The sequence below is a fragment of the Pseudomonas monteilii NBRC 103158 = DSM 14164 genome, from assembly GCF_000730605.1.
In the GTDB taxonomy this organism is placed as follows: Bacteria; Pseudomonadota; Gammaproteobacteria; order Pseudomonadales; family Pseudomonadaceae; genus Aquipseudomonas; species Aquipseudomonas monteilii.
Window position 1 is genome coordinate 78,888 of record NZ_BBIS01000015.1, and the last position, 25,684, is coordinate 104,571.

Below are 25,684 nucleotides of genomic sequence, written 5' to 3' on the forward strand. Positions count from 1 at the left end.
GGTGAAGATTCTAATTCCAAACCCTACCTTATGCTCAAGCCCAACCTCCATGGGCGGTTCCTCCTCCACTCATGAGCATGAGGTACAGAGCATGGCCAAAGCGACTGTGAAGAAAAAGGACGATGCCCCGGGCACGCTGGGCGAGGTGCGCGGTTACGCGCGCAAGATCTGGCTGGCTGGCATCGGCGCTTATGCGCGGGTGGGCCAGGAAGGCTCCGACTACTTTCAGGAACTGGTCAAGGCCGGCGAAGGCGTCGAGAAGCGTGGCAAGAAACGCATCGACAAAGAGCTCGATGCTGCCAACAACCAGATCGACGAAGCGGCTGAGGAAGTCAGTCGCGTACGCGGCAAGGTAGAAATTCAACTCGACAAGATCGAAAAAGCTTTCGACGCACGGGTAGGGCGCGCCTTGAATCGCCTGGGCATTCCGTCTAAACATGACGTTGAGGCGCTGTCGATCAAGCTTGAACAGTTGCACGAGCTGCTTGAGCGCGTCGCGCACAAACCATAAGGAGAGCAGGATGGCTGGCAAGAAGAACACCGAAAAAGAAGGCAGCTCCTGGGTCGGCGGGATCGAGAAATACTCCCGCAAGATCTGGCTGGCGGGGCTGGGTATCTATTCGAAGATCGACCAGGACGGCCCGAAGCTGTTCGACTCGCTGGTGAAGGATGGCGAGAAGGCCGAGAAGCAGGCGAAGAAAACCGCTGAAGATGTGGCCGAAACCGCCAAGTCCTCCACCACTTCGCGCGTGTCTGGCGTGAAGGACCGTGCATTGGGCAAATGGAGCGAACTCGAAGAGGCTTTTGACAAGCGCCTGAACAGCGCCATCTCGCGCCTGGGTGTGCCGAGCCGCAACGAGATCAAGGCCCTGCACCAGCAGGTGGACAGCCTGACCAAGCAGATCGAGAAGCTGACCGGTGCTTCGGTTACGCCGATTTCGTCGCGCACCGCTGCTGCCAAGCCGGCTGCGAGCAAGGCGGCGGCCAAGCCACTGGCCAAAGCGGCAGCTAAACCTGCGGCAAAAACCGCAGCGGCCAAGCCGGCAGCTAAAACCACAGCGGCAAAACCGGCTGCCAAGCCTGCAGCCAAGGTTGCTGCGGCCAAGCCAGCCGCCAAACCGGCACCGGCCAAGCCTGCTGCGGCGAAGAAACCTGCGGTGAAAAAGGCCCCGGCCAAACCGGCAGCCGCCAAGCCAGCAGCCCCAACGGCCAGCGCCGCCCCGGCCGCGACCGCCGCACCGGCACCTGTTGCAGCCCCGGCCAGCAGCACGCCGTCGGCACCAACGGGCACCGGTACCCTGATCTGATACCGCGTCGCCTGCTTCGCGGGCTTGCCCGCTCCCACAGGTTTATCGCAGAACCCTTGGTTTGTGCGATCCCTGTGGGAGCGGGCGAGCCCGCGAAGGGCTGTAAAGCAGCCCCAGTCAAACTGGAGGACTCAGTTGGCTGGCATCATTGTTACCCCTCCAGATACCGCACCGCCAACTGCTCCGCTGCCGCTCGCGCCTGTGCCTGTAAATGCGGCGCAACCAGCATCATGACCTGATACACCACAATCCCCACATCCCCCTCGCGCCCCAGTACTCGTTGGTAATCCAGCGAGAACATCAGCGTCAGGGTGATCTGCTCCACCAACTGTCCCAGCGCCTGGGTCTCACTCTCCACCAGCCCCTGGCCCTTGAGGCTGGCCAGCAACGCCGCCAGCGTACGCTTGAGCGCGTTGATCAGGCTGCGCATGCCGCGCGCCAGCTTGGGCAGGCGCCCGGTCAGGTTGGACAGGTCCTGGAACAGGAAGCGGTACTGGGCCATGTGCTCGACGATCAGGTGCAGGAACAGCCAGTAATCCTCGGCATCCAGGCGCACCTCCAGCGGCGGGTCGAGCAGGGGCATCAGCGCTTCCTCAAAGCGCTCGAACAGGCCCAGCACCAAGGGCTCCTTGCCGTGGAAGTGGTAATACAGGTTGCCGGGGCTGATGCCCAGTTCGTTGGCAATCTCCAAGGTGGAAACGTTCGGTTCGCCCTGCTGGTTGAACAGCTGCAGGGCGCATTCGAGGATACGGTCGCGGGTCTTCATCCAGTCGTCAGGCTCATCGGGTCAGGACATAGGTGCCTGGCGCCGGGCCGAGCGGTGGATACGTGCTGTTGCCCAGTTCGGTACGGGGCGCCTTGAGCGGGCCGGAACGTGGCGTGATCCATTCCAGCCACAACGGCCACCAGCTGCCGTCGCTGCGTTTGGCTTCATAGAACCAGGCGCGCGGGTCGCCCGTAAGCTTGGGGTTTTCCAGGTAGTAAGCCTTGGGGTTGCCCGGCGGGTTGATGATGCTCTGGATGTGCCCGCTATTGGCCAGCACGAAGCGCCGGTCACCACCGAGCAGCAAGGCCGAGCGATACACGGCATCCCACGGGGTGATGTGATCGTTGCTGCCGGCTACGGTGAAACTGTCCAGATCGACCTGCTTGAGGTCGATGGGCGTGCCGCACACTTCAAGGCCTGCGGGGTGGGTCAGCGGGTTGTGCTTGAAGAAGTCCAGCAAGTCGCCGTGCAGGGCTGCCGGCAGGCGTGTGTTGTCGGCGTTCCAGTAAAGGATGTCGAACGCTGGCGGCGTCTTGCCCAGCAGGTAGTTGTTGACCCAGTAATTCCAGATCAGGTCGTTGGGGCGCATCCAGGCGAAAATCCTGGCCACCTCGCCGCCGTCCAGCACCCCCCGTTGATACGAGCGACGCTTGGCGGCCTCGACGGTCTGCTCGTCGGCGAACAGGCTGGCCGGGCTGTCGAACTTGCTGTCCAGCAGGCTGACAAGGTACGTGGCGCTACGCACCCTGCGCAGTTGGCGCTTGGCCTGCAGATGCCCCTGCAGCGCGGCCATGGTCAGCCCGCCGGCGCAGGCGCCCATCAGGTTGGGGTCGCGGTTGCCACTGATGCTGCGGCAGGCGTTGAGCGCTTCTTCCAAGGCCTGCACATACGAGGACAACCCCCACTCGCGGTGACGAGGGTCGGGGTTGCGCCAACTGACCATGAACACCTGCAGGCCGTTCTTGAGCATGTACTGGACGAAGCTGTTGTGTGCCTGCAAGTCGAAGATATAGAACTTGTTGATCTGCGGCGGCACCACCAGCAAGGGCCGGGCGTGCTGTTTTTCACTCATCGGCTTGTACTGGATCAGTTCCAGCAGCTCGTTGCGAAACACCACTGCGCCGGGCGTAGCAGCGACGTTGCCACCGACCTCGAAAGCGCGTTCGTCCACCTGGCGCGGCAGGCCGTCGTTATGGCGCAGGTCGTCGAGCAGGTGGGCCACGCCACGCACCAGGCTTTGCCCGCCGGTATTGAGCAGTTCCTTTACCGCCAGCGGGTTGAGCAGCGAGTTGCTAGGCGCCAGGGCGTCATTGATCAAGCCAAACAGAAAGTGCGCGCGGGCCCGGTCATCGTCGTCCAGGTGGCTTTCGTCGATCCATTGGCGGGTCTGCTTCTGCCAGGCCAGGTAGGCCTGCAGGCCACGGCGGTAAAACGGGTTCTGGCTCCAGGTCGGATCGCTGAAGCGGGCGTCGCGGGGGTTGGGCTGGTAGGGCGAGTCGCCCAGCATCACGCGGCCCAGCTGGCCGCCGAGTGCCAGCAGGTGCCGCGCCGTATGCAGCGGGTTGGTCAAGCCGTGGCGACCCACCCTGCGCAGGGTCGATACCAGGTCGCGCCCGCGCAGGCCGAGTATGGCGTTCTGTACGTTCATGCTGGTGGCGGGGAGCGTTTTCGTTCCTTTGGCCGGTTTGTCTGTCATGGCAACACTCCCTCGTCTTACCCGTTTTCCGGGCAGCGACAATCAACCGCCGGAGGCGGGGCGCGGGTGCATGACCGCGCGCTGACGTTCTTCCTGGAGAAACTTCATGATGATCGGTGCGACGGCCTCGGCCCGGGTAATCAGGAACAGGTGACCATCGTCGATTATGTGTAGCTGGGCGTTGGGAATCCGCCAGGCCAGCAGGCGCATGTTGATCAGCGGAATAAGCGGGTCGTCATCACCGGCCAGCACCAAGGTCGGCTGGTGGATCTTGTGCAGCCAGTGGATGCTCGTCCAGCCCAGGCCAGCGAACAGTTGCCAGTAGTAACCCATCTTGCCGCCAGAGCGGACCTTGGACGCATGGTGCATGGCCAGGTCCGGGTCGCGACGGAAAGCGCCGCCATAGATCATCGGCGCGATGCGGATGACATGGGAGGGCTGCACGTAGCGCCTGGGGCTGGCCATCATCCACAACACTTTGGGCTTGCCTGGCACCATGACTGAGCCGGCGGCAGTGGCGGCCAGCACCAGCTTCTTGCAGCGCTCCGGGTAGTCATGGGCGAACTGCTGGGCCAAGGCGCCGCCCCAGGACACGCCGATGGCGCTGACCTGGCCGTAGTTCAGGTAATCGAGCATGCGCGCGGTCAGCTTGGCCAGCCCCGGAAAGCGATAGGGATGACGCGGTGTGGACGAACCGCCCACCCCGGGCACATCGAAGGCGATGACCTCAAGGTCCGGGTCCAGTGCTTCGATGAACGGGAACACCAGCTCCAGGTTGGCGCCGATGCCGTTGAAAATCAGCAACGGTGTCAGGTGCGGCTTGCCCGGGCGGACGGCAGTGCGAATGGATTGGTCGTCCAGTTCGACGGTCCTGAAGATGTAGGGTTCCGGCATGCGTTCGACTCTTCGGTGAAAAAAAACACCGTGGCGCGCCTTGGCGGCCACGGCAAGGCCACTCAACGCTCGTGAACGTAGGTACCCGGTGAGGCTTCGCCAGCGGCATAGGCGCGGTTGCCCAGGCGGGTCGGCGCCTTTTTGAGCTCCCCGGCACGTTCGCTCAGCCAGCTTTGCCAGTGCAGCCACCAGGAGTCGGCATGCTTGGTGGCGTTTTCCTGCCAGGCCACCGGGTCACCCGGGCGATCGGCACCGGTCATGAAGCGTGCCTTGGGGTTGCCTGGCGGGTTGAGGATGCTCTGGATATGGCCACTGTTGGACAGCACGAACTCGATCTTGCCGCCGAACAGGTGCGCCGAGCGGTAGCACGACTGCCACGGGGTGATGTGGTCGGCGGTGCCGGCAACGCTGAAGATGTCGCACTGCACTTTCTTCAGGTCGATCGGGGTGCCGCACACTTCAAGGGCGTCCGGGCGGGTCAGCGGGTTGCTCTTGAACATTTCGATCAGGTCGCCGTGGAAGGCGGCCGGCAGGCGCGTGGTGTCGTTGTTCCAGAACAGGATGTCGAACACGGGCGGCTCGTTGCCGAGCAGGTAGTTGTTGACCCAGTAGTTCCAGATCAGGTCGTTGGGGCGCATCCAGGCGAACACCTTGGCCATGTCGCTGCCTTCCAGTACGCCGGCCTGATAGGAGTGGCGCTTGGCAGACTCCAGGGTCTGCTCGTCGACGAACAGTGCAACCTGGGTATCCATGGTGGTGTCCAGCACGCTGACCAGCAGGGTCAGGGCGTTGACCTTGTTCTCACCGAGGGCGGCATAGTGGCCTACCAGTGCGGTGCAGGTGATGCCGCCGGAGCAGGCACCGAGCATGTTCAGGTCCTTGCTGCCGGTAATGGCCAGCACGGCATCGACCGCTTCCTTGAGCGCATCGATGTAAGTGGACAGGCCCCACTCGCGCTGGGCCTTGGTCGGGTTGCGCCAGCTGATGATGAAGGTTTGCTGCTGCGAGCGCAGGCAGTAGCGCGCCAGGCTCTTCTCCGGGCTCAGGTCGAACACGTAGAACTTGTTGATCTGCGGTGGTACCACCAGCAGCGGGCGGGCATGCACCTGTTCGGTGATGGGGCTGTACTGGATCAGCTCCAGTACATCGTTGCGGTACACCACGGCACCTTCACTGGTGCCCAGGTTCTTGCCCACTTCGAAGGCGTCCATGTTCACCTGGCTGGGCATGCCGCCGTTGTTGACCATGTCCTTGGCCAGGTTGGACAGGCCGTCGAGCAGGCTCTTGCCTCCGGTTTCGAAGAAGCGTTTGACCGCTGCCGGGTTGGACAGGGTGTTGGTCGGTGCCATGGCTTCGGTCATCAGGTTGATGACGAACTGGCCGCGGCTGATGTCTTGCGGTGACAGGTCGCTGCTGCCAATCCAGTCCTGCAGCTCCTTGCGCCAGGCCAGGTAGGTTTGCAGGTAGCGGCGGTACAGCGGGTTGTTGCTCCAGGCCGGGTCATTGAAGCGACGGTCGTCGCTTTCCGGGGCCAGGCTGGATTTACCCAGCAGCACGTTCTTCAGCTCCAGGCCAAAGTGGGCCACATGCTTGGCGCTGTGCAGCGGTTGGCGCACGGCCTGGCGCAGCACGGTACGTGCCGAGCTCAACAGGTCCTTGCGGCGAATGCCGATGACCGGGTTCAGCCCCAGGGTATTGTCCGAGGCCTGCCGCTGCAGCTCATCGTTGTTCTTGTTACTCATCTACGACGCTCCGTTGTCCTGAGACGAGTACCGGTTGCTGTGGCAGGAGCACAGCCCTGAGCCCGGTACTGCTACTCGGGTGACCAGTGATAAGGAACAGCGGTGCTGCGGGGGTTCTGACTGCCTGCAAAATGATGCAGGGAACTTGCCATGCCCATTGGTTACCCGACTTTCATGTAATGCGCAAGACAGCCCTTCACTGGGCTGTCTGCAAGTCATTCAAACAGATGAATTTAGAAAATGCGCTCTAAACCCTGCAGCCCTTGCGCTAGAGCATGAGTTTCACCACCGATTCGGCCGGGTCGCGGGATTTCCCGGCCTTGTGCAGTTCGTCGAGGTACTCGGCCCACAACTGTTCCTGGCGCAGGCACAGCTGTTCGAGGTACTCCCAGGTGAACAGGCCGCTGTCATGGCCGTCGTCGAAGGTCAGTTTCAGTGCATATTGGCCGGCAGGTTCCAGGCCGACGAGGCCGACGTTGATCTTGCCAAATTGCAGGATGGGGTTGCCGTGGCCCTGGACCTCGGCAGAGGGGGAATGCACGCGCAGAAATTCGGCAGGCAGGTTGTAGGCCTCGCCGGGGGCGTAGGTGAGGGTGAGGGTTTTCGAGGCTTTGTGCAGGTTGATGGCGGTAGGTAGACGGGCCATGGGGGGATCTCTCGGGAGCTGATGAAGTACAGCTTCTGGAGATTTGGAGGAATGTGCAAGGGGCCGCAAAGCGGCCCCGTGCGGACTTACAGGATGTAACGCGACAGGTCTTCGTTCTGCGCCAGCTCACCCAGGTGGCTGTTCACATACGCAGCGTCGATCTGGATCGGCGTTTCGTCGTGGGCGCTCGCCAGATCGCCAGCACTGAACGACACCTCTTCGAGCAGGCGTTCAAGCAGGGTGTGCAGGCGGCGGGCACCGATGTTCTCGGTCTTCTCGTTCACCTGGTAGGCAATCTCGGCCAGGCGCTTGATGCCGTCAGCCTGGAACGCGATGTTCAGGCCTTCGGTTTTCAACAGGGCCTGGTACTGCTCGGTCAGCGAGGCATGCGGCTCTTGCAGGATGCGTTCGAAGTCTTCCGGGGTCAGTGCCTTCAGTTCCACGCGAATCGGCAGACGGCCTTGCAGCTCGGGCACCAGGTCGCTTGGCTTGCTCAGGTGGAATGCACCCGAGGCAATGAACAGAATGTGGTCGGTCTTGACCATGCCCAGCTTGGTGTTGACGGTGCAGCCTTCGATCAGCGGCAGCAGGTCGCGCTGCACGCCTTCACGGGACACGTCAGCGCCGCCCACGTTGCCGCGCTTGGCAACCTTGTCGATTTCGTCGATGAACACGATGCCATGCTGCTCGACCGCTTCCAGGGCCTTGGCCTTGAGCTCTTCCTCGTTGACCAGGCGGCTCGCTTCTTCATCGCGCACCATCTTCAGCGCTTCTTTCACCTTCAGCTTGCGCGCCTTGCGCTTGCCTTTGCCCATATTGGCAAACAGGCTTTGCAGCTGGTTGGTCATTTCTTCCATGCCGGGTGGCGCGGCAATTTCGACGCCCACGGCATCGGCCACTTCGATTTCGATTTCCTTGTCGTCCAGCTGGCCTTCACGCAGGCGCTTGCGGAACAGCTGGCGGGTGTTGGAGTCGGTGCTGGTCTGTGCTGCTTCCTCGGCGAAGCTGCTCACCCGTGCCTGCGGCAGCAGGGCATCGAGGATGCGGTCTTCGGCGGCATCTTCGGCGCGGTGGCGCACGCGGATGATCTCCTGCTCGCGCAGCATCTTCAGCGCGGCATCGGCCAGGTCACGGATGATCGACTCGACGTCACGGCCCACGTAGCCCACTTCGGTGAACTTGGTCGCTTCCACCTTGAGGAAGGGCGCGTTGGCCAGCTTGGCCAGGCGACGGGCGATTTCGGTTTTGCCGACGCCGGTAGGGCCGATCATCAGGATGTTCTTCGGGGTCACTTCGGCGCGCAGCTCGGCAGGCAGCTGCATCCGGCGCCAGCGGTTGCGCAGGGCAATGGCCACGGCGCGTTTGGCGTCGTCCTGGCCGATGATGTGGCGGTTGAGTTCGTGGACGATCTCGCGGGGGGTCATGGACATGGTCAATACGGTCCTTGGGCAGATGAATCAGCGTGGAAAAGCCCCGTCACCGGGAAGGGGCGCCAGAACAGCTGATTCAGTCGGCCAGGTCCTGCTCCTCGATGGTCAGGTTGTGGTTGGTGAACACGCAGATGTCACCGGCGATGTTCAGGGCGGTTTCGGCGATTTCACGGGCCGAGAGGTCGGTCTTGTTCAGCAGGGCGCGGGCTGCGGCCTGGGCGTAGGCGCCACCGGAACCCATGGCGATCAGGCCGTCTTCGGGTTCGACCACGTCGCCGTTGCCGGTGATGATCAGGGAAGCGTCCTTGTTGGCCACGGCCAGCATGGCTTCCAGGCGGCTCAGGGAACGGTCGGTACGCCATTCCTTGGCCAGCTCGACGGCGGCACGTACTAGGTGGCCTTGGTGTTTTTCCAGCTGGCCTTCAAAGCGTTCGAACAGGGTGAAGGCGTCGGCGGTGGCACCGGCGAAGCCCGCAATGACCTGGCCGTGGTACAGGCGGCGCACCTTCTTGGCGTTGCCTTTCATCACGGTGTTGCCGAGGGATACCTGGCCGTCGCCACCCATGACGACTTTGCCGTTACGGCGGACAGAAACGATGGTGGTCAAGGGGAGAGTCTCCACGCAGCGGGGCGAAAGTGCCTGATGCAGACTCATATGGGGGTGGGGGGAAGGATTTCAACCGTGGGGGATGAATGGTCGCGCTTGGCAGGATGAACAGCGTTGGGGCATTCGCGGGCACGCCCGCTCCCACAGGATCACCACGAGCCTTGGGATAGTGGTGATCCTGTGGGAGCGGGCGTGCCCGCGAAAAGTGTTACTCAGGCCTCGTGGCAAACGTGCCCATCGACCAAGGTATAACGCACTGCACCCGGCAGGCAGTGGCCGATGAACGGGCAGTTCTCGCCGCGCGAGAACCATTGCTCGCCGGCAACGGTGGAGGCTTGCGGGTCGAACAGCACCAGGTCGGCCGCGCCACCCACCTTCAGCTCACCAGCCGGCAGGCGCAGGGCAGCCGCCGGGCCGCTGCTCAGGCGGGCCAGCAGGGTCGGCAGGTCGAGCAGGCCGTCCTGCACCAGCGTCATGGCCAGTGGCAGCAGCAATTCAACGCTGCTGATGCCCGGCTCGGTGGCGCCGAACGGGGCCAGCTTGGCGTCGCGTTCGTGCGGCTGGTGGTGGCTGGAAATCGCCTGGATCACGCCCGACTTCACCGCCTCCCGCAGGCCATCGCGGTCAGCAGCGGTGCGCAGTGGCGGCTGCACGTGGTACAGGCTGGAGAACTCGCGCAGCGACTCATCGGTGAGGATCAGTTGGTACAGCGCCACATCGGCGGTTACCGGCAGGCCTAGGGCCTGGGCCTGGGCGATCAACCGTGCGCCACGGGCGCTGGTGATCTGGGTGAAGTGCGCACGCACGCCGGTCTGTTCCACCAGCAGCAGGTTGCGCGCCAGGGCCACGGTTTCGGCGGTTTCCGGGATGCCCGGCAGGCCGAGGAAGCTGGCCATGGCCCCTTCATGGGCCAAGCCGCCTTGGGCCAGGTCGCGGTCCTGGGAGTGGAACACCACGGTCAGGTCGAAGGTGGCGGCGTATTCCAGGGCACGGGCCAGGGTACGGTTGTTGGGGATTTCCTTCAGGCCGTTGCCGAAGGCCACGCAACCGGTGTCGCGCAGGGCTACCAGCTCCGCCAGTTGTTCGCCTTCCAGGCCCTTGGTCAGGGCGCCGATCGGGTAGACCTTGCTGTTGGCGGCTTCGCGGGCGCGGTCGAGGATCAGCTCGGCCACGGCCGAGGTGTCCAGTACCGGCTTGGTTTGCGGCGGGCAGCACAGGCTGGTGACACCACCCGCCACGGCCGCGCGGGTTTCACTGGCGATGTTGCCTTTACGGCTGTAGCCCGGCTCGCGCAGGGACACGCCAAGGTCGACCAGGCCAGGCGCGGCAACCAGGCCATCGGCCTGGATCGTGCGGCTGGCGCTGAAGCCGGCCGGGGCGGTGCCAACGGCGGCAATGCGGCCGCCGTCCAGGTGCAGGTCGGTAACCTTGTCCAGGCCTGTCTTGGGGTCGATGACCCGGGCGCCGAGAATACTGAGGGTCACTGGGCGTTCTCCTGGTCGAATTGACGTTGCGCGTTCTGCCCGCTCATGGCCATGGACAGCACGGCCATGCGCACGGCGATGCCGTAGGTGACCTGGTTGAGGATCACCGAGTGCTTGCCGTCGGCCACCGCCGACTCGATTTCCACGCCCCGGTTGATCGGGCCCGGGTGCATGACGATGGCGTCGGGCTTGGCCCCGGCCAGGCGTGCGGTGGTCAGGCCGAACAGGCGGTAGAACTCGCCCTCGCTGGGCAGCAGGCCGCCGGCCATGCGCTCGCGCTGCAGGCGCAGCATGATCACCACATCGACGTCTTTCAGGCCTTCGGCGAGGTCGGTGTACACCTTCACGCCGTACTGCTCGATGCCGATCGGGATCAGGGTTTTCGGGCCGATCACACGGATGTCCGGACAACCTAGCGCCTTGAGCGCCAGCATGTCGGAGCGGGCCACGCGCGAGTGCAGGATGTCGCCGACGATAGCCACCGAGAGGTTCTCGAAGCTGCCCTTGTGGCGGCGGATGGTGAGCATGTCGAGCATGCCCTGTGTCGGGTGCGCATGGCGGCCGTCACCGCCGTTGATCACGGCAACATCTGGGCACACGTGCTCAGCGATGAAGTGTGCGGCGCCGGAGTCGGAGTGGCGCACGACGAACATGTCGGCGGCCATGGCTTCGAGGTTGCGCAGGGTGTCGAACAGGGTCTCGCCCTTGCTGGTCGAGGAGGTCGACACGTTCAGGCTGATCACGTCGGCCGACAGGCGCTGGGCTGCCAGCTCGAAAGTAGTGCGGGTACGGGTGGAGTTCTCGAAGAACACGTTGCACACGGTCTTGCCGCGCAGCAACGGGACTTTTTTCACGGCCCGGGCACCGACTTCCAGGAAGGAGTCGGCGGTGTCGAGGATTTCGGTGAGCAGTTCGCGGGGCAAACCGTCCAGCGAGAGGAAGTGGCGCAGCTGGCCCTGATCATTGAGCTGCAGCGGGCGCTTGGCGTCGAATGGCGTCATCGCGGGGGACTCTTAAAGGGCGGAAGCGGAGGCGAGGTCCTGGCGCTCGAGGGCGAGCGGTGCGGGTCCGGTCAATTTTACCCGTTCATGGGCGGCCAGCGACAGGGTGGCACCCAGCACATTCGGGCGGATCGGCAGTTCGCCGGCATCCAGGTCCAGCAGGCAGACCAGGGTGACGCTGGCCGGGCGGCCATAATCGAACAGTTCGTTGAGTGCAGCGCGTACGGTGCGACCGCTCATCAGCACGTCATCTACCAGCACCAGGTGCTGGCCTTCCACTTCGAATGGCAGCTCGGACGGGCGCACTTGCGGGTGCAGGCCGTTCTGGCTGAAGTCGTCGCGGTAGAACGAAACGTCCAGGGTGCCCATGGGGCTGGTATCACCCATGGCTTCCTGCAGGGCCTGGGCAACCCAGACACCGCCGGTGCGGATGCCGATGTAACGTGGCTCGCTGATGTCGCGGCGGGCCAGGTGGGCGCGAAGGTCGACAGCCATCTGCCGGATCAGCTCGGCGGGATTGGGTAGGCTCATTGCGGGCTCCTCGGAAGGGTGCGCCGGGCGGGTCCGGCGGCAAAGATGATCAGGTATTGGCCTCCAGCCAGCCTTGTAGCAACAGGGCGGCGGCGATGGCATCGACCGGGTTGTCGCGGTAGCTGCCGCGCTGGCCGCCACGGGCCATGCGCTCGCCCTTGGCCTCGAAGGTGGTCAGGCGCTCGTCGTGGGTGTGCACGGGCAGGTTGAAGCGGCCATTCAGGCGGCGGGCGAACTTTTCGGCGCGGGCGCTCATTTCGCTGGGCGTGCCGTCCATGTTCAGCGGCAGGCCGACGACGATGGCGTCGGGTTTCCACTCATTGATGAGCTTTTCCACCTGAGCCCAGTCCGGTACGCCATTTTGTGCCTTAAGGGTGCACAGTTCGCGGGCCTGGCCGGTGACCACCTGGCCAACGGCCACGCCGATCTGTTTGCTGCCGTAGTCGAAGCCCAGCAGCAGGCGTAGTTCGGCCATCAGGCGTGGCCCGCCTGGCTGGTCAGCAGGTTCAGGTTGATCCCCAGGCTGGCGGCGGCCGCGTCCAGGCGCAGGTCGCTGGCCAGGCCAAAGATGATTTCCGGGTCGAACGGGCAGTTGAGCCAGGCGTTGTCGGCCAGTTCGGCTTCCAGCTGTCCGGCTTCCCAGCCGGCATAACCCAGGGTGATCAGGCTTTGTTTCGGGCCTACCCCGGCAGCGATGGCCAGCAAGATGTCCTGCGACGTGGTCAGCGCCAGCCCTTCCAGTGCCACGGTGGCCTGGAAGCTGCACTCGCTGCTGTGCAACACGAAGCCGCGGTCGGTCTGCACCGGCCCACCCTGGTAGATCGGCACCTGCAAGGTGCTGGCCGGTGGTGTTTCATCCGGGCGCAGCTGCTCGAGGATGTCGGCCAGGCTCAGCTCCTGCGGCCGGTTGACCACCAGGCCCATGGCGCCATGCTCGTTGTGCTCGACGATGTAGGTGAGGGTCTGGGCGAAGTTCGGATCGGCCATGTGTGGCATGGCGATCAGGAACTGATGCTTGAGGTAGCTCGGGGCGAGGGTTTTCATGAGGGATAGTGTGGCGCCAGGTGGCGGGGCTGACAAGGTGCGGATTTGTGTCGTTTGGTTGGCGCCTGTCTTGAGGGGTTTGGTGCCTGTGAGATCGAGCGCCACCGCATATAGCAAGCCCTATACCGAGGCCCGAGATCAGTTACTGGACAAACGGTCCCCTCGCGCAAAACGCCAGGTACGAATGATCTCCAGCCGGTCAAATTCGGCCAGATCCCCGGTAAACGGCGCAAAAGGCGCCGCCAGTCGCACAATACGTTGTGCCGCCTGGTCCAGCACCGGCTGCCCGGACGATTCCAGCACCAGCACCTCATACAACGAACCATCGCGGTTGATCGACACCATCATCCGCAAATTGCCGTAAATCTGTTGCCGGCGCGCTTCGTCGGGGTAGTTCAGGTTGCCCACCCGCTCGACCTTCTTGCGCCACTCTTCCTTGTACCAGGCACCCTTGTCGCGCATGGTCGATGCAGCATTCAGGCGGTGAATCTTCGGCCGCTTGGCGTACATCTGCTGTTCGTTGGACAGCTCCGCCTCCAGGCTGGCGATCTGGCTGGACAGCTGCGAGCTGTCGAAGTCTGGCGCTGGCGCCGCCGGCTTGGGCTGTGGCTTGCTTTCCTTGGGTTTGGGCTCGAGCTTCTGCGGCTTGGGCGCCGTGGTCACCACCGCCGACTTTTGTGGGGTAGGGGGCGGCACCACCTCGGGCTTGGCGGCAGGCGGTGGGGTGATCTTGTTGATCTTGCTGTCCTGGAACGGCGCCAATTCAGTGGTTGTAGGCACCGCTTTCTTGTCCAGGGTGCCGCTGCCCTGCTGGTTGTCCTGGGCCTGGAAATCGGCCTTCTCGGGCGGTTTCTCGCTCTTGAAGGTGGCCAGGGTGATGTCCATGGTGTGGCGGATTTCGGCAGGCTTGACCACGCTGAAGCCGACGCCAAGGATCAGCGCCAGGTGCACCAGGGCAGCCAGGAACAGGGTAAAGCCGAGCCGGTCCACCGGGCGAACACGGGGAGGCAGCAGGGTGGCGGGGATGTCAGCGGGCAGCGTCATCAGGTATCCAGCAACCGCAGGGCGGGGCAGCAGCTCAGTCGAATAGGACCGGCATCATACCCCACTCTACGCGTTTGCTTCGCGTTGGCTGTCAGCGCGCCTTCAGCTTGCGATCAATGGCATCCATCAGCTTGCCACCGATGTCGGTGTTGTAGGCAGCATCGATTTCGCGGATGCAGGTAGGGCTGGTGACGTTGATTTCGGTGAGGTAATCGCCGATCACGTCCAGGCCCACGAACAGCAGGCCCTTTTCGCGCAGGGTCGGGCCGACCTGGGCGGCAATCCAGCGGTCGCGGTCGGTCAATGGGCGGGCCTCGCCACGGCCGCCGGCGGCCAGGTTGCCACGGGTTTCGCCACTGGCCGGGATGCGCGCCAGGCAGTAGTCCACCGGCTCGCCATCGATCATCAGGATGCGCTTGTCACCGTCCTTGATGGCCGGCAGGTAGGCCTGGGCCATGATCTGCTGGGTGCCCAGCGCGGTCAGGGTTTCCAGGATCACCGACAGGTTGGGGTCGCCAGCCCGGTGACGGAAGATCGACGTACCGCCCATGCCATCCAGCGGCTTGAGGATCACGTCAACATGCTTGGCCGCGAACTCACGAATGATGTCCGGGCGGCGGCTGACCAAGGTCGGCGTGGTGCATTGCGGGAACAGCGTGGCGAACATCTTCTCGTTGCAGTCGCGCAGGCTTTGCGCGCGGTTGACCACCAGCACGCCATCATTCTCGGCCTGTTCCAGCAGGTAGGTGCTGTAGACGAATTCCATGTCGAACGGCGGGTCCTTGCGCATCAGGATCACGTCCAGCTCGGCCAGGGGGCTGTCCTGCTCTTCGCCCAGTTCGAACCAGTGCGCCGGGTCGGCAAACACCTTCAGCGGGCGCATGCGGGCGCGTGCCTTGCTTTCGCCCTGGTACAGGTCTTGCTGTTCCATGTAGAACAGGTTCCAGCCGCGTGCCTGGGCGGCCAGCAGCATGGCCAGCGAGCTGTCCTTCTTGTAGGAGATGGACGCGATGGGGTCCATGACAATGCCGAGGCGTACGCTCATGGGGTGGTTCCTCTTGGCGGCAGGTGCCGCGATGGCTCGAAAGAAAAGTGGCTCAGGGTGGCGCCGCGAACGCCGCCGGTCAAGGGGCGGCGCAGATGGAATGGCCACCCGGAGTGTGCTAAAAATGCAGCTAATTTCCATTGGTAGGCGTCTATGGAACAACCCCTGAAGGTGATGGTGATCGACGATTCCCGCACGATCCGCCGCACCGCACAGATGTTGCTCGGTGAAGCGGGCTGCGAGGTGATCACTGCCAGCGATGGCTTCGATGCCCTGGCCAAGATCGTCGACCACCAGCCCGGTATCATCTTCGTCGATGTGCTGATGCCGCGCCTGGACGGCTACCAGACCTGCGCCGTGATCAAGCACAACAGTGCTTTCAAGGACACGCCGGTCATCCTGCTGTCGTCGCGCGACGGCCTGTTCGACAAAGCCCGCGGCCGGGTGGTCGGTTCTGATCAGTTTCTGACCAAGCCGTTCAGCAAAGAAGAACTGCTCGATGCGATCCGCGCCCACGTGCCCGGTTTTGTCGCAACCCAACAACCCGCACCCTGACCGTGCCCCGCCATGGCACGGTCTTACTTTCCTGATGGGGAAACAGCATGGCCCGAGTTCTGATTGTCGACGACTCGCCGACAGAGATGTACCGCTTGACCGAGTGGCTGGAAAAGCACGGCTACCAGGTGCTCAAGGCCAGCAACGGTGCCGATGGCGTGGCCCTGGCCCGGCAGGACAAGCCGGACGCGGTGCTGATGGACATCGTCATGCCCGGCATGAACGGCTTTCAGGCCACCCGCCAGCTCAGCAAGGACCCGGAAACCGCCGCCATCCCCGTGATCGTGGTCACCACCAAGGACCAGGAAACCGACCGCATCTGGGCCACGCGCCAGGGCGCCCGTGACTTCCTGACCAAACCGGTGGAAGAAGACGCGCTGATCGCCAAGCTCAAAGAAGTGCTGGGGGCTTGACCACCCGCCCACAAGGCGCGTCGCTGACCGCCTTCGAGTTGTTGCTGGACATCGACCGGCGCTGCCGCCTGCTGGTCGCCGACCAGCCCCCGCAGGACAACCGCCTGCAACAGTGGAGCGGTATAGGCTTTCGCATCGCCGGGCAGTGGTTCGTCGCGCCCATGGGTGAGGTGGCCGAGGTACTGCGCGAACCGCGCAGCAGCCGCGTCCCGGGTGTGCAACCGTGGGTATGCGGGGTTGCCAATCTGCGTGGCCGGCTGTTGCCGGTGATGGACCTGAGCAGTTTCTTCGGCCTGGGCCACGCCGCTCCGGGCAAGCAGCGGCGGGTGCTGGTACTGGACCACGACGACCTGTTCGTCGGTTTGCTGGTGGACGAGGTACTTGGCCTGCAACACTTCGCCCTCGACAGCCTGCAGCTGTCGCCGCCGCAGCCATTGATCCGCGCCGCTGCACGCTTCGTGCAGGGGCATTTCCCGCGTGAACGCAACTGGGCAATCTTCAGCCCCTTCGCCCTGGCCCAGGCGCCGGGCTTTCTTGATGTGGCGTTATAGGACCTGCGAACGTGAACAAGCCTGCCGCCCCCGTCACAGCCACCACCGTGACCCCACGTACCCGCAGCATCGCGCAGATCACCGTGCTGTTTCTGATCCTGATCCTGTCGATCATCCTGCTGTTCGCCAACTTTGCCTACCTGAACACCCAGTCCAACTACGACAAGCAGTACATCGGCCATGCCGGCGAGCTGCGGGTGCTGTCACAGCGCATTGCCAAGAACGCCACCGAAGCCGCCGCCGGTAAGGCCCTGGCCTTCAAGCTGCTGTCGGATGCACGCAACGACTTCGAGCGGCGCTGGGGCTACCTGCGCCAGGGTGACAAGTCCACCGGGTTGCCGGCTGCGCCGCCTACGGTGCGAGACGAGATGGAGGCGGTACGCCGCGACTGGGAAAACCTGCGCAAGAACACCGACACCATCCTGGCCAGTGAACAGACCGTGCTGTCGCTGCACCAGGTGGCGGCGACGCTGGCCGAAACCGTGCCGCAGTTGCAGGTGGAATATGAAAAAGTGGTCGAGATTCTGCTGCAAAGCGGCGCTCCGGCCAACCAGGTGGCGGTGGCGCAGCGCCAGCTGTTGCTGGCCGAGCGCATCCTCGGTTCGGTCAACACCGTGCTGGCGGGTGATGATACCGCCGCTCAGGCGGCTGATGCCTTTGGCCGCGATGCCGGGCGCTTTGGTCAGGTGCTGGAGGGGATGCTCAGTGGTAACGCGGCCATCCAGGTAACCCGTGTCGAGGACGCCGACGCCCGTGCGCGGCTGGCCGAAATCGCCGAACTGTTCCAGTTCGTCGCGGGTTCGGTCGACGAAATTCTCGAAACCTCGCCCGAACTGTTCCGCGTGCGTGAGGCTGCGGGCAACATTTTCAGCCTGTCGCAAACCCTGCTGGACGAGGCATCCCACCTGGCCAATGGTTTCGAGAACCTGGCCGGTGGGCGCACCCTCGATACCGTTGGCGGCTATGCCTTGGGCCTGCTGGCGCTGGCTTCGATCATCCTCATCGGCCTGGTCATGGTGCGCACCACCAACCGTCAGTTGCGCGAAACCGCGGAAAAGAACGAACGCAACCAGCAGGCAATCATGCGTCTGCTGGATGAAATCGAAGAGCTGGCCGACGGCGACCTGACCGTGACCGTATCGGTGACCGAAGACTTCACTGGCGCCATTGCTGACTCGATCAACTATTCCGTGGACCAGCTGCGCGACCTGGTCGCTACCATCAACCATAGCGCCGTGCAGGTTGCCGCTGCCGTACAGGACACCCAGAACACCGCCCGCCAGCTGGCGAAGGCTTCCGAACACCAGGCCGAGCAGATCAGCGAGGCCTCCGAGGCGGTCGGCGACATGGTCGAGTCGATCGACCGGGTTTCGGCGCATGCCTACGAATCGGCCAAGGTGGCCGAGCGCTCGGTAGCCATTGCCAACAAGGGCAACGAGGTGGTGCATAACACCATCAACGGCATGGACAACATTCGCGAGCAGATCCAGGACACCGCCAAGCGGATCAAACGCCTGGGCGAGTCCTCTCAGGAAATCGGCGACATCGTCAGCCTGATCGACGACATTGCCGACCAGACCAACATCCTTGCCCTCAACGCGGCGATCCAGGCCTCGCTGGCCGGCGAGGCTGGCCGTGGTTTTGCCGTGGTGGCCGACGAAGTGCAGCGCCTGGCAGAGCGCTCGTCGTCGGCCACCCGGCAGATCGAGGCGCTGGTGCGTACCATTCAGGCCGACACCAACGAGGCAGTCATCTCCATGGAGCAGACCACCGCCGAAGTGGTGCGTGGCGCTCGCCTGGCGCAGGATGCCGGGGTGGCGCTGGCCGAGATCGAAGGGGTATCGCAGAACCTGGCCGATCTTATCCACAGCATTTCTGACGCTGCCCAGTTGCAGACCTCGTCGGCCGGGCAGATTTCCCACACCATGGCGGTGATCCAGCAGATTACCGCACAAACCTCCGCCGGCTCCGGTGCCACCGCCGACAGCATCCGCCACTTGGCCCGCATGGCCAGCGAGATGCGCCGTTCGGTGTCCGGTTTCACCCTGCCGCCACCTGCACAAAGCCCCACCGATGCGCCGCGCTGAGGAGTGCCCATGGCTTCTGCTGCTGTAAGTCCCGAGCGCCACGACACGGTAGCGCTGGCCTGGACCAAGGCTGCCATCCTCGACTGCCTGGGCCAGGCGCGCCAGGCGCTGGAGCGTTTTGCCGGCGAACCGGGCGACCTGTCGATGCTGGCCTTCGTGGTCGACAACCTGCATCAGGTACATGGTTGCCTGCGCATGCTTGAACTGCGCGGAGCGACGCGCCTGGCCGAAGAGCTGGAACTGTTCGCCAAGGCGCTGGCCGACGGCCAGGTCAGCCCACGGGGCGATTGCCTGGGGGCGTTGTTCCGTGGCCTGGAGCAATTGCCCTCGTACCTTGAGCGCTTGCGCGGTGCCCGCCACGATCTGCCCTTGGTGATGCTGCCGCTGCTCAATCAGTTACGTGCCTGCCGAGGTATCGAGCCCTTGGCCCAAGCCAGCCTGATCAGCGGTGCAGCACAGCGTTTTGCCGGCGCCGACGACCTGGCCAACCTTGACCTGTCGTTGGGCAATTGGCGTGAACAATTGCAGGCCGGGCCGGGCCGCGATGCCCTGCGCTCGGTGGTGACCGCGCTGTGCGACGACCTGATGCGCATCAAGGAGCGCCTAGACCAGTTCGTGCGCAGCGACCGCCAGCACAGCGAGCAGCTCGATGCCCTGCTGGCGCCGCTGCGCCATGTGGCCGATACCCTGGCTGTGCTGGGCTTCCAGCAACCACGGCGGGTCATCATCGACCAGGTGCTGGCGCTGCAGGCCCTGGCCCAGGGCGAGCGCGTGGTGGACGACGCGGTACTGATGGATGTGGCGGGCGCCTTGCTGTACGTGGAGGCTTCGCTGAACGGCATGGTCGGTCCGCTGGAAGAAAACGGGCAGGGCGGGCTGCCAGGCTCGGACCTGGCCGAGATACGCCAACTGGTGCTGAACGAATCGCTGAACGTACTGCAGCAGGCCAAGGACCTGATCGGCGACTACCTGGAGTCCGACTGGCCGCGCCAACGCCTGCAACCGTTGCCGGGGCTGTTGCAGCAGATTCGCGGCGCGCTGGCCATGTTGATGCTGCCCGCCGTAGCCGAGCTGTTCGCCGGCTGCGCCAGCTATGTGCAGCGCTGGTTGCAGCACCTGGATGTAGAGCCGCCCGCCGATGAGCTGGCCCACTTGGGTGAGGCCATGAGTGCCGCTGAATGCTACCTGCAATGGCGGGTGGCCGACCCGCTGGCGGATGCTCAGCCGTTCATCGACATGGCCCGTGCAAGCCTGGCAGCGCTGGGCGTGTATTGTGCGCAGGCCGACACCCGTGCAGGCCTGGATGCCAATGGCGACGGCATCGATGACGAGTTGCGCGAGGTGTTTCTCGATGAAGCCGGCGAGTTGCTGCCGGAGATCGAGCGGCACTGGCTGCGCTGGCGTGCCGACAACCAGCAGCGCGAGGCGCTGGGGGAAGTGCGCCGTGCGCTGCATACGCTCAAGGGCAGCGGCCGCATGGTGCATGCCGAAGCGGTGGCCGAGCTGGCCTGGGGCGCCGAGCACCTGCTGAACCGGGTGCTGGAGGGCCGTAGCGTGCTGAGCCCGGAAGGCGTGGTGGCCCTGCAGCAAGTGTTCGTCCACCTACCCGATTTGCTGGCCGACTTTGCGGCTGGCCAATTGCCGCAACTGACCGAAATCGAACAGTTGGCTGGGCACCTGCATGCCCTGGCAGAAAACGACGCACCGGGTGCTGCCGATATCGATGGCCTCGACCCGCAGCTGCTGGATATTTTCCGCACGGAGGCGCAAGGCCACCTGGCCAGCCTCGATGTATTTCTGCAGGGCGCAGACGGCCACGATACGCCGGTCAGCGATGGCCTGCAGCGCGCCTTGCATACGCTCAAGGGTAGTGCTGCCATGGCCGGGGTGATGCCGGTCGCCGAGCTGGCCACTGCCTTCGACCGCCTGGCCCGTGAGTACAAGGGCCACCAACTCCCCCTGCAAATGGCCGAGATCGAATGTCTGGAAGCCGCACGCTCGCTGTTCCACCTGGGCCTGGCGCAACTCGACAGCACTCCGTTGGCCGCCATCGCTGGTGCTGCGGAGCTGATCGAACAGGTTGGCCAGGCCGTAGACGCACGCCTGGCCAGCTTGCATGACGACCCGCAGCATGTCCGGCGCGGCAAGCGCGATCCGCAGTTGGTCGCCAGTTTCCTGGCCCAGGCCATGGATATCCTGCTCGATGCCGAGGCGTTGCTGTCGCGCTGGCAGCAACAGCCTGGGCAGCGTGATGCGCTGGACACCCTGCTCGACCAGCTGACCACCCTGGGCCACGCCGCGCACCTGGCCGACATGTGGCAGATGGATGATGTGTGCGAGGCCTTGCTGGACCTGTATGGCGCCGTGGAAGAGGGCAGCCTGCCTGCCAATGCACGCTTCTTCGCCCATGCCCGGCGCGCCCATGAAGCCCTGCTGGACATGCTCGATGAAGTGGCGGCCGGGCAGGACGTCGCGCCACGGTCAGAAACGGTCGACGGTCTACGCAACTTGCTGGACCAAGCCTTGGCGCCAGAGGCCACTGGCCTGGTGGGCATCGACACGGTCACGCCGTTGCACCCGGACATGGACGTGGCCGATACCCTGGGCCTGGGGCTGCCCCATCAGCCGCAGCTGCCTGACGTGACCGAGCCTTTGGTTGAGGAACCGGAAAGCCCAGGCGAAGAGCTGCTGGAAGTGTTCCTCGAAGAAAGCTCGGACATCGTCGAAAGCGCCGCCGCAGCCTTGGCGCGCTGGCAGGCCGACCCGCGCAGCAGCGTCGAGGTAGACAACCTGATGCGCGACCTGCACACCCTCAAGGGTGTGGCGCGCATGGTCGAAATTGCCCCCATTGGTGACCTGGCTCACGAACTGGAGTTCCTGTACGAACTGCTGGCTGCCGGCCGCTTGCCGCCGAGCGCGCCTTTGTTCGCGCTGTTGCAGAACTGCCACGACCGATTGGCGCACATGCTCGATGCCGTGCGCCTGGGGCAGCCACTGCATGCCGCCACGGCGCTGATCGACTATATCCGCAACTTCAGCAGCGCGGCCCTGACCGACAGTGCTGCCGGCCAGGGGCCGGTCGAAGCCGCCGCTAGCGAGGTGCCGACAGCAGCGCCAGAGCGGGCGCCAGGCGACATGGTCAAGGTCGATGCCGAGTTGCTCGACGACCTGGGTAACCTGGCGGGTGAGCATTCGATCATTCGTGGGCGCATCGAGCAGCAAGTCAACGATGCACAGTTCACCCTCAACGAGATGGAAACCACCCTTGAGCGCATGCGCGACCAGCTGTTGCGCCTGGACATCGAGACCCAAGGGCGAATCTCCAGCCGCCAGCAGTTCGAAGGCGATGCCTATGATGATTTCGACCCGCTGGAAATGGACCGCCATTCACAGTTGCAGCAGTTGTCGCGGGCCTTGTTCGAGTCCGCCTCGGACTTGCTCGACCTGAAGGAAACCCTGGCTCAGCGTGCCCAGGAGGCCTACAGCCTGCTGCAGCAGCAGGCGCGGGTGAACAGCCAGTTGCAGGAAGGCTTGACCGCAACCTTGATGGTGCCGTTCGAGCGCCTTGTGCCGCGCTTGCAGCGCGTGGTGCGGCAGGTGGCCAGCGAGCTGGGCAAGCAGGTCGAACTGGTGGTCGGCAACGCCGAAGGTGAACTGGACCGCAGTGTGCTTGAGCGCATGGTGGCACCGCTTGAGCACATGCTGCGCAACGCCGTCGACCATGGCCTGGAAAGCCGCGAAGCACGCCTGGCCGCCGGCAAACCGGAGCAGGGCACCATCCACCTGAATTTGCTGCACGAAGGCGCCGATATCGTGATCGAAATGACCGACGACGGTGCTGGCGTTCCGCTTGAGGCGGTGCGGCGCAAGGCCATCAAGCGCGGCTTGCTGGACCCGCAGGCGCAGTTGAGCGATCACGAGATCCTGCAGTTCATCCTGCGCCCGGGTTTTTCCACCGCCGAGAAGATCACCCAGATCTCCGGGCGCGGCCTGGGCATGGACGTGGTGCACGAGGAGGTCAAGCAACTGGGGGGCTCGATGAGCATCGAGTCCGCTCAGGGCAAGGGCGCGCGCTTCCTGATCCGCTTGCCGTTCACCGTGTCGATCAACCGGGCACTGATGGTGCACCTGGGTGAGGAGCAGTACGCCATCCCGCTCAATACCATCGAGGGCATCGTCCGTGTGCCGCCGGCAGAGCTGGCGGCGTGCTATCAACTGGACCCGCCCCGCTATGTTTATGCCGGCCATGAATACGAGCTGCGTTACCTGGGCGAGTTGCTGCAAGGCCTGCCGCGCCCGGCCTTGCTGGGGCAGAGTGTGCCGTTGCCAGTGCTGCTGGTGCATGCCAAGGAGCAATCGTTCGCCATTCAAGCCGATAGCCTGTCGCCCAGCCGCGAAATCGTGGTGAAGAGCCTGGGGCCGCAGTTTGCTGCCGTTGCCGGGCTGTCGGGGGCGACGCTGCTGGGCGATGGCCGGGTCGTGCTGATTCTCGACCTGCTTGGCCAGCTGCGCGGCCAGCAGCGGCGCCTGGCTCGTTTGCCCGGTGGCGGCACCCCACGCCAGTTGCTCGGCCCGGTGCCGCGCCGCGCATTGTTGGTGATGGTGGTGGACGACTCGGTGACTGTGCGCAAGGTTACCAGTCGCTTGCTGGAACGCCACGGCATGAGCGTGCTGACGGCCAAGGACGGGGTCGATGCCATGGCCTTGCTGGAAGAGCACCGTCCGGACGTGTTGCTGCTGGATATCGAGATGCCGCGCATGGACGGGTTCGAGGTGGCCACTCGCATTCGCCGTGACGCGCGGCTGAAAGACCTGCCGATCATCATGATTACCTCGCGTACCGGGCAGAAGCACCGGGACCGCGCCATGGCCATCGGCGTCAACGAATACCTGGGCAAGCCGTATCAGGAGTCGTTGTTGCTGCAGAGCATTGCACACTGGAGCCAGCCTCATGCTTGAACTGATTGCCGGCCAGCGCAGCAGCCTGACCGGGCTGTTGCTGCCCTTGGGCGACCGCACCCTGGTATTGCCCAACGTGGCGGTGGCCGAGTTGAGCGGCCAGCGCAATTTGGTGTGCCAACGCGGTGAGCCGGCCTGGCACCTGGGCTGGATCGACTGGAGAAAGCAGCGCCTGCCGCTGATCGGGTTCGAAGCGGCGTGTGGTGGCGAGACGCCGTGCGGCGAGCGGGCGCGGGTTGTGGTGCTCAATGCTTTGGGCGACACCGGCCTGCGCTATTTGGCGCTGTTGCTGCAGGACATTCCGCGTTCGTGCAAGCTCGACAGCCAGCTGAATTATGTGGATGTGGCGCTGGGGCGCCTGGAGCTGGCGGCGGTGCAGGTGGGCGAGCAGGTGGCGCGGGTGCCTGACCTGGCCGGGCTGGAAAGGCTGGTGCGTGACGCGGAACTGCAACCTGAGTTTGGGTAAGATTCAGGGCCGTCACTGACGGAATGAGGAACCCAGCCCACCTCAGGAGGTCTGTGTTTGCATGTATTACGGTGAACGCTTCAACGCCTGGACCCACCTGGTCGGTGCTGTCCTGGCCTGTATCGGTGCCATCTGGCTGATCGTGGTCGCGGGCCTGCAAGGCGACCCGTGGAAGATTGTCAGTTTCTCCATCTACGGCAGCACGCTGCTGTTGCTGTACAGCATCTCCACCCTGTACCACAGCACCCGCGGGCGGGCGAAGGTGATCATGCGCAAGCTCGATCACCTGTCGATCTACCTGCTGATCGCTGGCAGCTACACACCCTTCTGCCTGGTCAGCCTGCGCGGCCCCTGGGGCTGGAGCCTGTTTGGCGTGGTCTGGGGGCTGGCGGTAATCGGCATGCTGCAAGAGATCAAACCGCGCTCCGAGGCGCGGGTTCTGTCGATCATCATCTATGCGGTGATGGGCTGGATCGTGCTGGTGGCGGTCAAGCCATTGCTCCACTCGCTGGGCACTGCCGGTTTTGCCTGGCTGGCTGCCGGCGGGGTGTTCTACACCGTCGGCATCATCTTCTTCGCCTTGGATAGCCGCTTGCGCCATGGGCACGGCATCTGGCACCTGTTCGTGATCGCCGGCAGCCTCATGCACTTCGTGGCGGTGTCGTTCTACGTACGCTAGTTAAAAATCGCCCCAAAGCTGTTGTGCCACCGACAGCGCCACCACTGGCGCGGTCTCGGTGCGTAGCACCCGTGGGCCGAGGCGTGCGGCATGAAAGCCGGATGCTTTGGCGTGCTCGACTTCGCCTTCGCTCAGGCCGCCTTCGGGGCCGATCAGGAAGGCCAGGTTGGCAGGCTTGTCGTGGCTGGTGAGCGGCTCGGCCACCGGGTGCAGTACCAGTTTCAGGTCGGCCTTGGTGCTGTTCAGCCACTCGGCCAGCGTGATCGGCGGGTGAATGACGGGCAAGGTCGAGCGACCGCATTGTTCACAAGCGCTGATTGCCACTTGGCGCCAGTGGGTCAGGCGTTTGTCGGCGCGTTCGTCCTTCAGCCGCACTTCGCAGCGCTCGCTGACGATCGGGGTGATTTCGTTGGCGCCCAGTTCGGTGGCTTTCTGGATCGCCCAGTCCATGCGCTCGCCACGGGACAGGCCCTGGCCGAGGTGTACATGCAGTGGCGAATCGGCCTGGCCAGGCAGTGCCTGGTCGAGGTTGACGCGTACGGTTTTCTTGCCCACTTCGAGCAACTGGCCGAGGTATTCCTGGCCGCTGCCGTCGAACAGCTGCACGGCGTCGCCGGGGGCCATGCGCAGTACGCGGCCGATGTAGTGGGCCTGGGCTTCGGGCAGGTCGTGCTCGCCAAGGCTCAGGGGGGCGTCGATGAAGAAGCGGGACAGTCTCATGGATTTGCTCGGTAGAA

The 25,684-nt window shown here is 64.3% G+C and carries 24 protein-coding genes; 9 read left to right on the top strand and 15 right to left on the bottom strand.

Annotated features, from left to right (window positions below):
• The first annotated feature begins 91 nt into the window (after positions 1-91).
• Together PM2_RS09445 and PM2_RS09450 are read left to right on the top strand one after the other, a co-directional pair.
• A complete protein-coding gene (locus tag PM2_RS09445; RefSeq protein ID WP_016712427.1) occupies positions 92-511 on the top strand; it encodes a phasin family protein in 420 nt (139 codons plus the stop codon).
• Between the two features lie 10 nt (positions 512-521).
• Positions 522-1,307 (top strand): phasin family protein, encoded by a 786-nt coding sequence (locus PM2_RS09450; RefSeq protein WP_016712426.1) that lies wholly within the window; start codon positions 522-524, stop codon positions 1,305-1,307.
• Positions 1,308-1,458: 151 nt separating this feature from the next.
• Here the strand turns inward: PM2_RS09450 and PM2_RS09455 are convergent, their stop codons facing one another.
• The 14 genes from PM2_RS09455 to gshB all read right to left on the bottom strand — a co-directional run bounded on the left by PM2_RS09455 (position 1,459) and on the right by gshB (position 15,237).
• On the bottom strand, positions 1,459-2,073 hold the full coding sequence (locus PM2_RS09455; RefSeq protein WP_016712425.1) for a TetR/AcrR family transcriptional regulator: 615 nt from the start codon (positions 2,071-2,073) through the stop codon (positions 1,459-1,461).
• Between the two features lie 13 nt (positions 2,074-2,086).
• Positions 2,087-3,769 carry a class II poly(R)-hydroxyalkanoic acid synthase gene (gene phaC, locus PM2_RS09460; protein ID WP_025752348.1) on the bottom strand — a complete coding sequence of 561 codons (1,683 nt, stop codon included), beginning with the start codon at positions 3,767-3,769 and terminating at the stop codon, positions 2,087-2,089.
• 42 nt (positions 3,770-3,811) lie between these two features.
• On the bottom strand, positions 3,812-4,663 hold the full coding sequence (gene phaZ / locus PM2_RS09465) for a poly(3-hydroxyalkanoate) depolymerase (RefSeq protein ID WP_016712423.1): 852 nt from the start codon (positions 4,661-4,663) through the stop codon (positions 3,812-3,814).
• Positions 4,664-4,725: 62 nt separating this feature from the next.
• Complete coding sequence (phaC, locus tag PM2_RS09470) at positions 4,726-6,405, bottom strand: class II poly(R)-hydroxyalkanoic acid synthase (RefSeq protein ID WP_016712422.1); 1,680 nt, start codon at positions 6,403-6,405, stop codon at positions 4,726-4,728.
• Positions 6,406-6,673: 268 nt separating this feature from the next.
• Positions 6,674-7,051: a gamma-butyrobetaine hydroxylase family protein gene (locus PM2_RS09475; RefSeq protein ID WP_016712421.1), complete on the bottom strand. Its 378-nt coding sequence runs from the start codon at positions 7,049-7,051 to the stop codon at positions 6,674-6,676.
• Positions 7,052-7,137: 86 nt separating this feature from the next.
• Positions 7,138-8,481 (bottom strand): ATP-dependent protease ATPase subunit HslU, encoded by a 1,344-nt coding sequence (gene hslU, locus PM2_RS09480; protein WP_016712420.1) that lies wholly within the window; start codon positions 8,479-8,481, stop codon positions 7,138-7,140.
• 76 nt (positions 8,482-8,557) lie between these two features.
• Positions 8,558-9,088: an ATP-dependent protease subunit HslV gene (gene hslV / locus PM2_RS09485; protein WP_003249309.1), complete on the bottom strand. Its 531-nt coding sequence runs from the start codon at positions 9,086-9,088 to the stop codon at positions 8,558-8,560.
• Between the two features lie 212 nt (positions 9,089-9,300).
• Complete coding sequence (locus tag PM2_RS09490) at positions 9,301-10,572, bottom strand: dihydroorotase (RefSeq protein WP_016712419.1); 1,272 nt, start codon at positions 10,570-10,572, stop codon at positions 9,301-9,303.
• A complete protein-coding gene (locus PM2_RS09495) occupies positions 10,569-11,573 on the bottom strand; it encodes an aspartate carbamoyltransferase catalytic subunit (protein WP_011536054.1) in 1,005 nt (334 codons plus the stop codon). Before PM2_RS09495 ends, PM2_RS09490 begins: the two co-directional genes overlap by 4 nt.
• 12 nt (positions 11,574-11,585) lie before the next feature.
• The gene (gene pyrR / locus PM2_RS09500) at positions 11,586-12,104 is read right to left on the bottom strand and encodes a bifunctional pyr operon transcriptional regulator/uracil phosphoribosyltransferase PyrR (RefSeq protein WP_028698465.1); all 519 of its coding nucleotides are present in this window, start codon (positions 12,102-12,104) and stop codon (positions 11,586-11,588) included.
• A gap of 49 nt (positions 12,105-12,153) precedes the next feature.
• A complete protein-coding gene (ruvX, locus tag PM2_RS09505; RefSeq protein WP_012312410.1) occupies positions 12,154-12,579 on the bottom strand; it encodes a Holliday junction resolvase RuvX in 426 nt (141 codons plus the stop codon).
• Positions 12,579-13,148, bottom strand: a complete 570-nt coding sequence (locus PM2_RS09510) for a YqgE/AlgH family protein (protein WP_016712417.1) — start codon at positions 13,146-13,148, stop codon at positions 12,579-12,581. Before PM2_RS09510 ends, ruvX begins: the two co-directional genes overlap by 1 nt.
• 138 nt (positions 13,149-13,286) lie before the next feature.
• Positions 13,287-14,192: an energy transducer TonB gene (locus PM2_RS09515; RefSeq protein ID WP_019099363.1), complete on the bottom strand. Its 906-nt coding sequence runs from the start codon at positions 14,190-14,192 to the stop codon at positions 13,287-13,289.
• A gap of 91 nt (positions 14,193-14,283) precedes the next feature.
• Positions 14,284-15,237 (bottom strand): glutathione synthase, encoded by a 954-nt coding sequence (gshB, locus tag PM2_RS09520; protein WP_028698466.1) that lies wholly within the window; start codon positions 15,235-15,237, stop codon positions 14,284-14,286.
• Positions 15,238-15,390: 153 nt separating this feature from the next.
• Between gshB and PM2_RS09525 the strand changes: the two genes are divergently transcribed.
• The 7 genes from PM2_RS09525 (at position 15,391) to trhA (ending at position 24,947) form a co-directional block, all read left to right on the top strand.
• Positions 15,391-15,792: a response regulator gene (locus tag PM2_RS09525; protein ID WP_016712414.1), complete on the top strand. Its 402-nt coding sequence runs from the start codon at positions 15,391-15,393 to the stop codon at positions 15,790-15,792.
• A 47-nt stretch (positions 15,793-15,839) separates the two neighbouring features.
• Entirely contained in the window at positions 15,840-16,205 is a 366-nt protein-coding gene (gene pilH, locus PM2_RS09530; protein WP_016712413.1) for a twitching motility response regulator PilH, read from the top strand.
• Positions 16,202-16,756, top strand: a complete 555-nt coding sequence (locus tag PM2_RS09535; protein WP_012274550.1) for a chemotaxis protein CheW — start codon at positions 16,202-16,204, stop codon at positions 16,754-16,756. Before pilH ends, PM2_RS09535 begins: the two co-directional genes overlap by 4 nt.
• A 47-nt stretch (positions 16,757-16,803) precedes the next feature.
• The gene (locus PM2_RS09540; protein ID WP_223623663.1) at positions 16,804-18,843 is read left to right on the top strand and encodes a methyl-accepting chemotaxis protein; all 2,040 of its coding nucleotides are present in this window, start codon (positions 16,804-16,806) and stop codon (positions 18,841-18,843) included.
• 9 nt (positions 18,844-18,852) lie between these two features.
• A complete protein-coding gene (locus tag PM2_RS09545; protein ID WP_028698467.1) occupies positions 18,853-23,802 on the top strand; it encodes a hybrid sensor histidine kinase/response regulator in 4,950 nt (1,649 codons plus the stop codon).
• A complete protein-coding gene (locus tag PM2_RS09550; RefSeq protein ID WP_019096623.1) occupies positions 23,795-24,268 on the top strand; it encodes a chemotaxis protein CheW in 474 nt (157 codons plus the stop codon). The genes PM2_RS09545 and PM2_RS09550 overlap by 8 nt, the downstream gene beginning before the upstream one ends.
• A 61-nt stretch (positions 24,269-24,329) precedes the next feature.
• Positions 24,330-24,947, top strand: a complete 618-nt coding sequence (trhA, locus tag PM2_RS09555; protein WP_016712409.1) for a PAQR family membrane homeostasis protein TrhA — start codon at positions 24,330-24,332, stop codon at positions 24,945-24,947.
• Here trhA and PM2_RS09560 read toward each other — a convergent pair whose 3' ends face one another.
• Positions 24,948-25,667, bottom strand: coding sequence for a 16S rRNA (uracil(1498)-N(3))-methyltransferase (locus PM2_RS09560; RefSeq protein ID WP_028698468.1), 720 nt, complete (start codon positions 25,665-25,667; stop codon positions 24,948-24,950).
• Between the last annotated feature and the right edge of the window lie 17 nt (positions 25,668-25,684).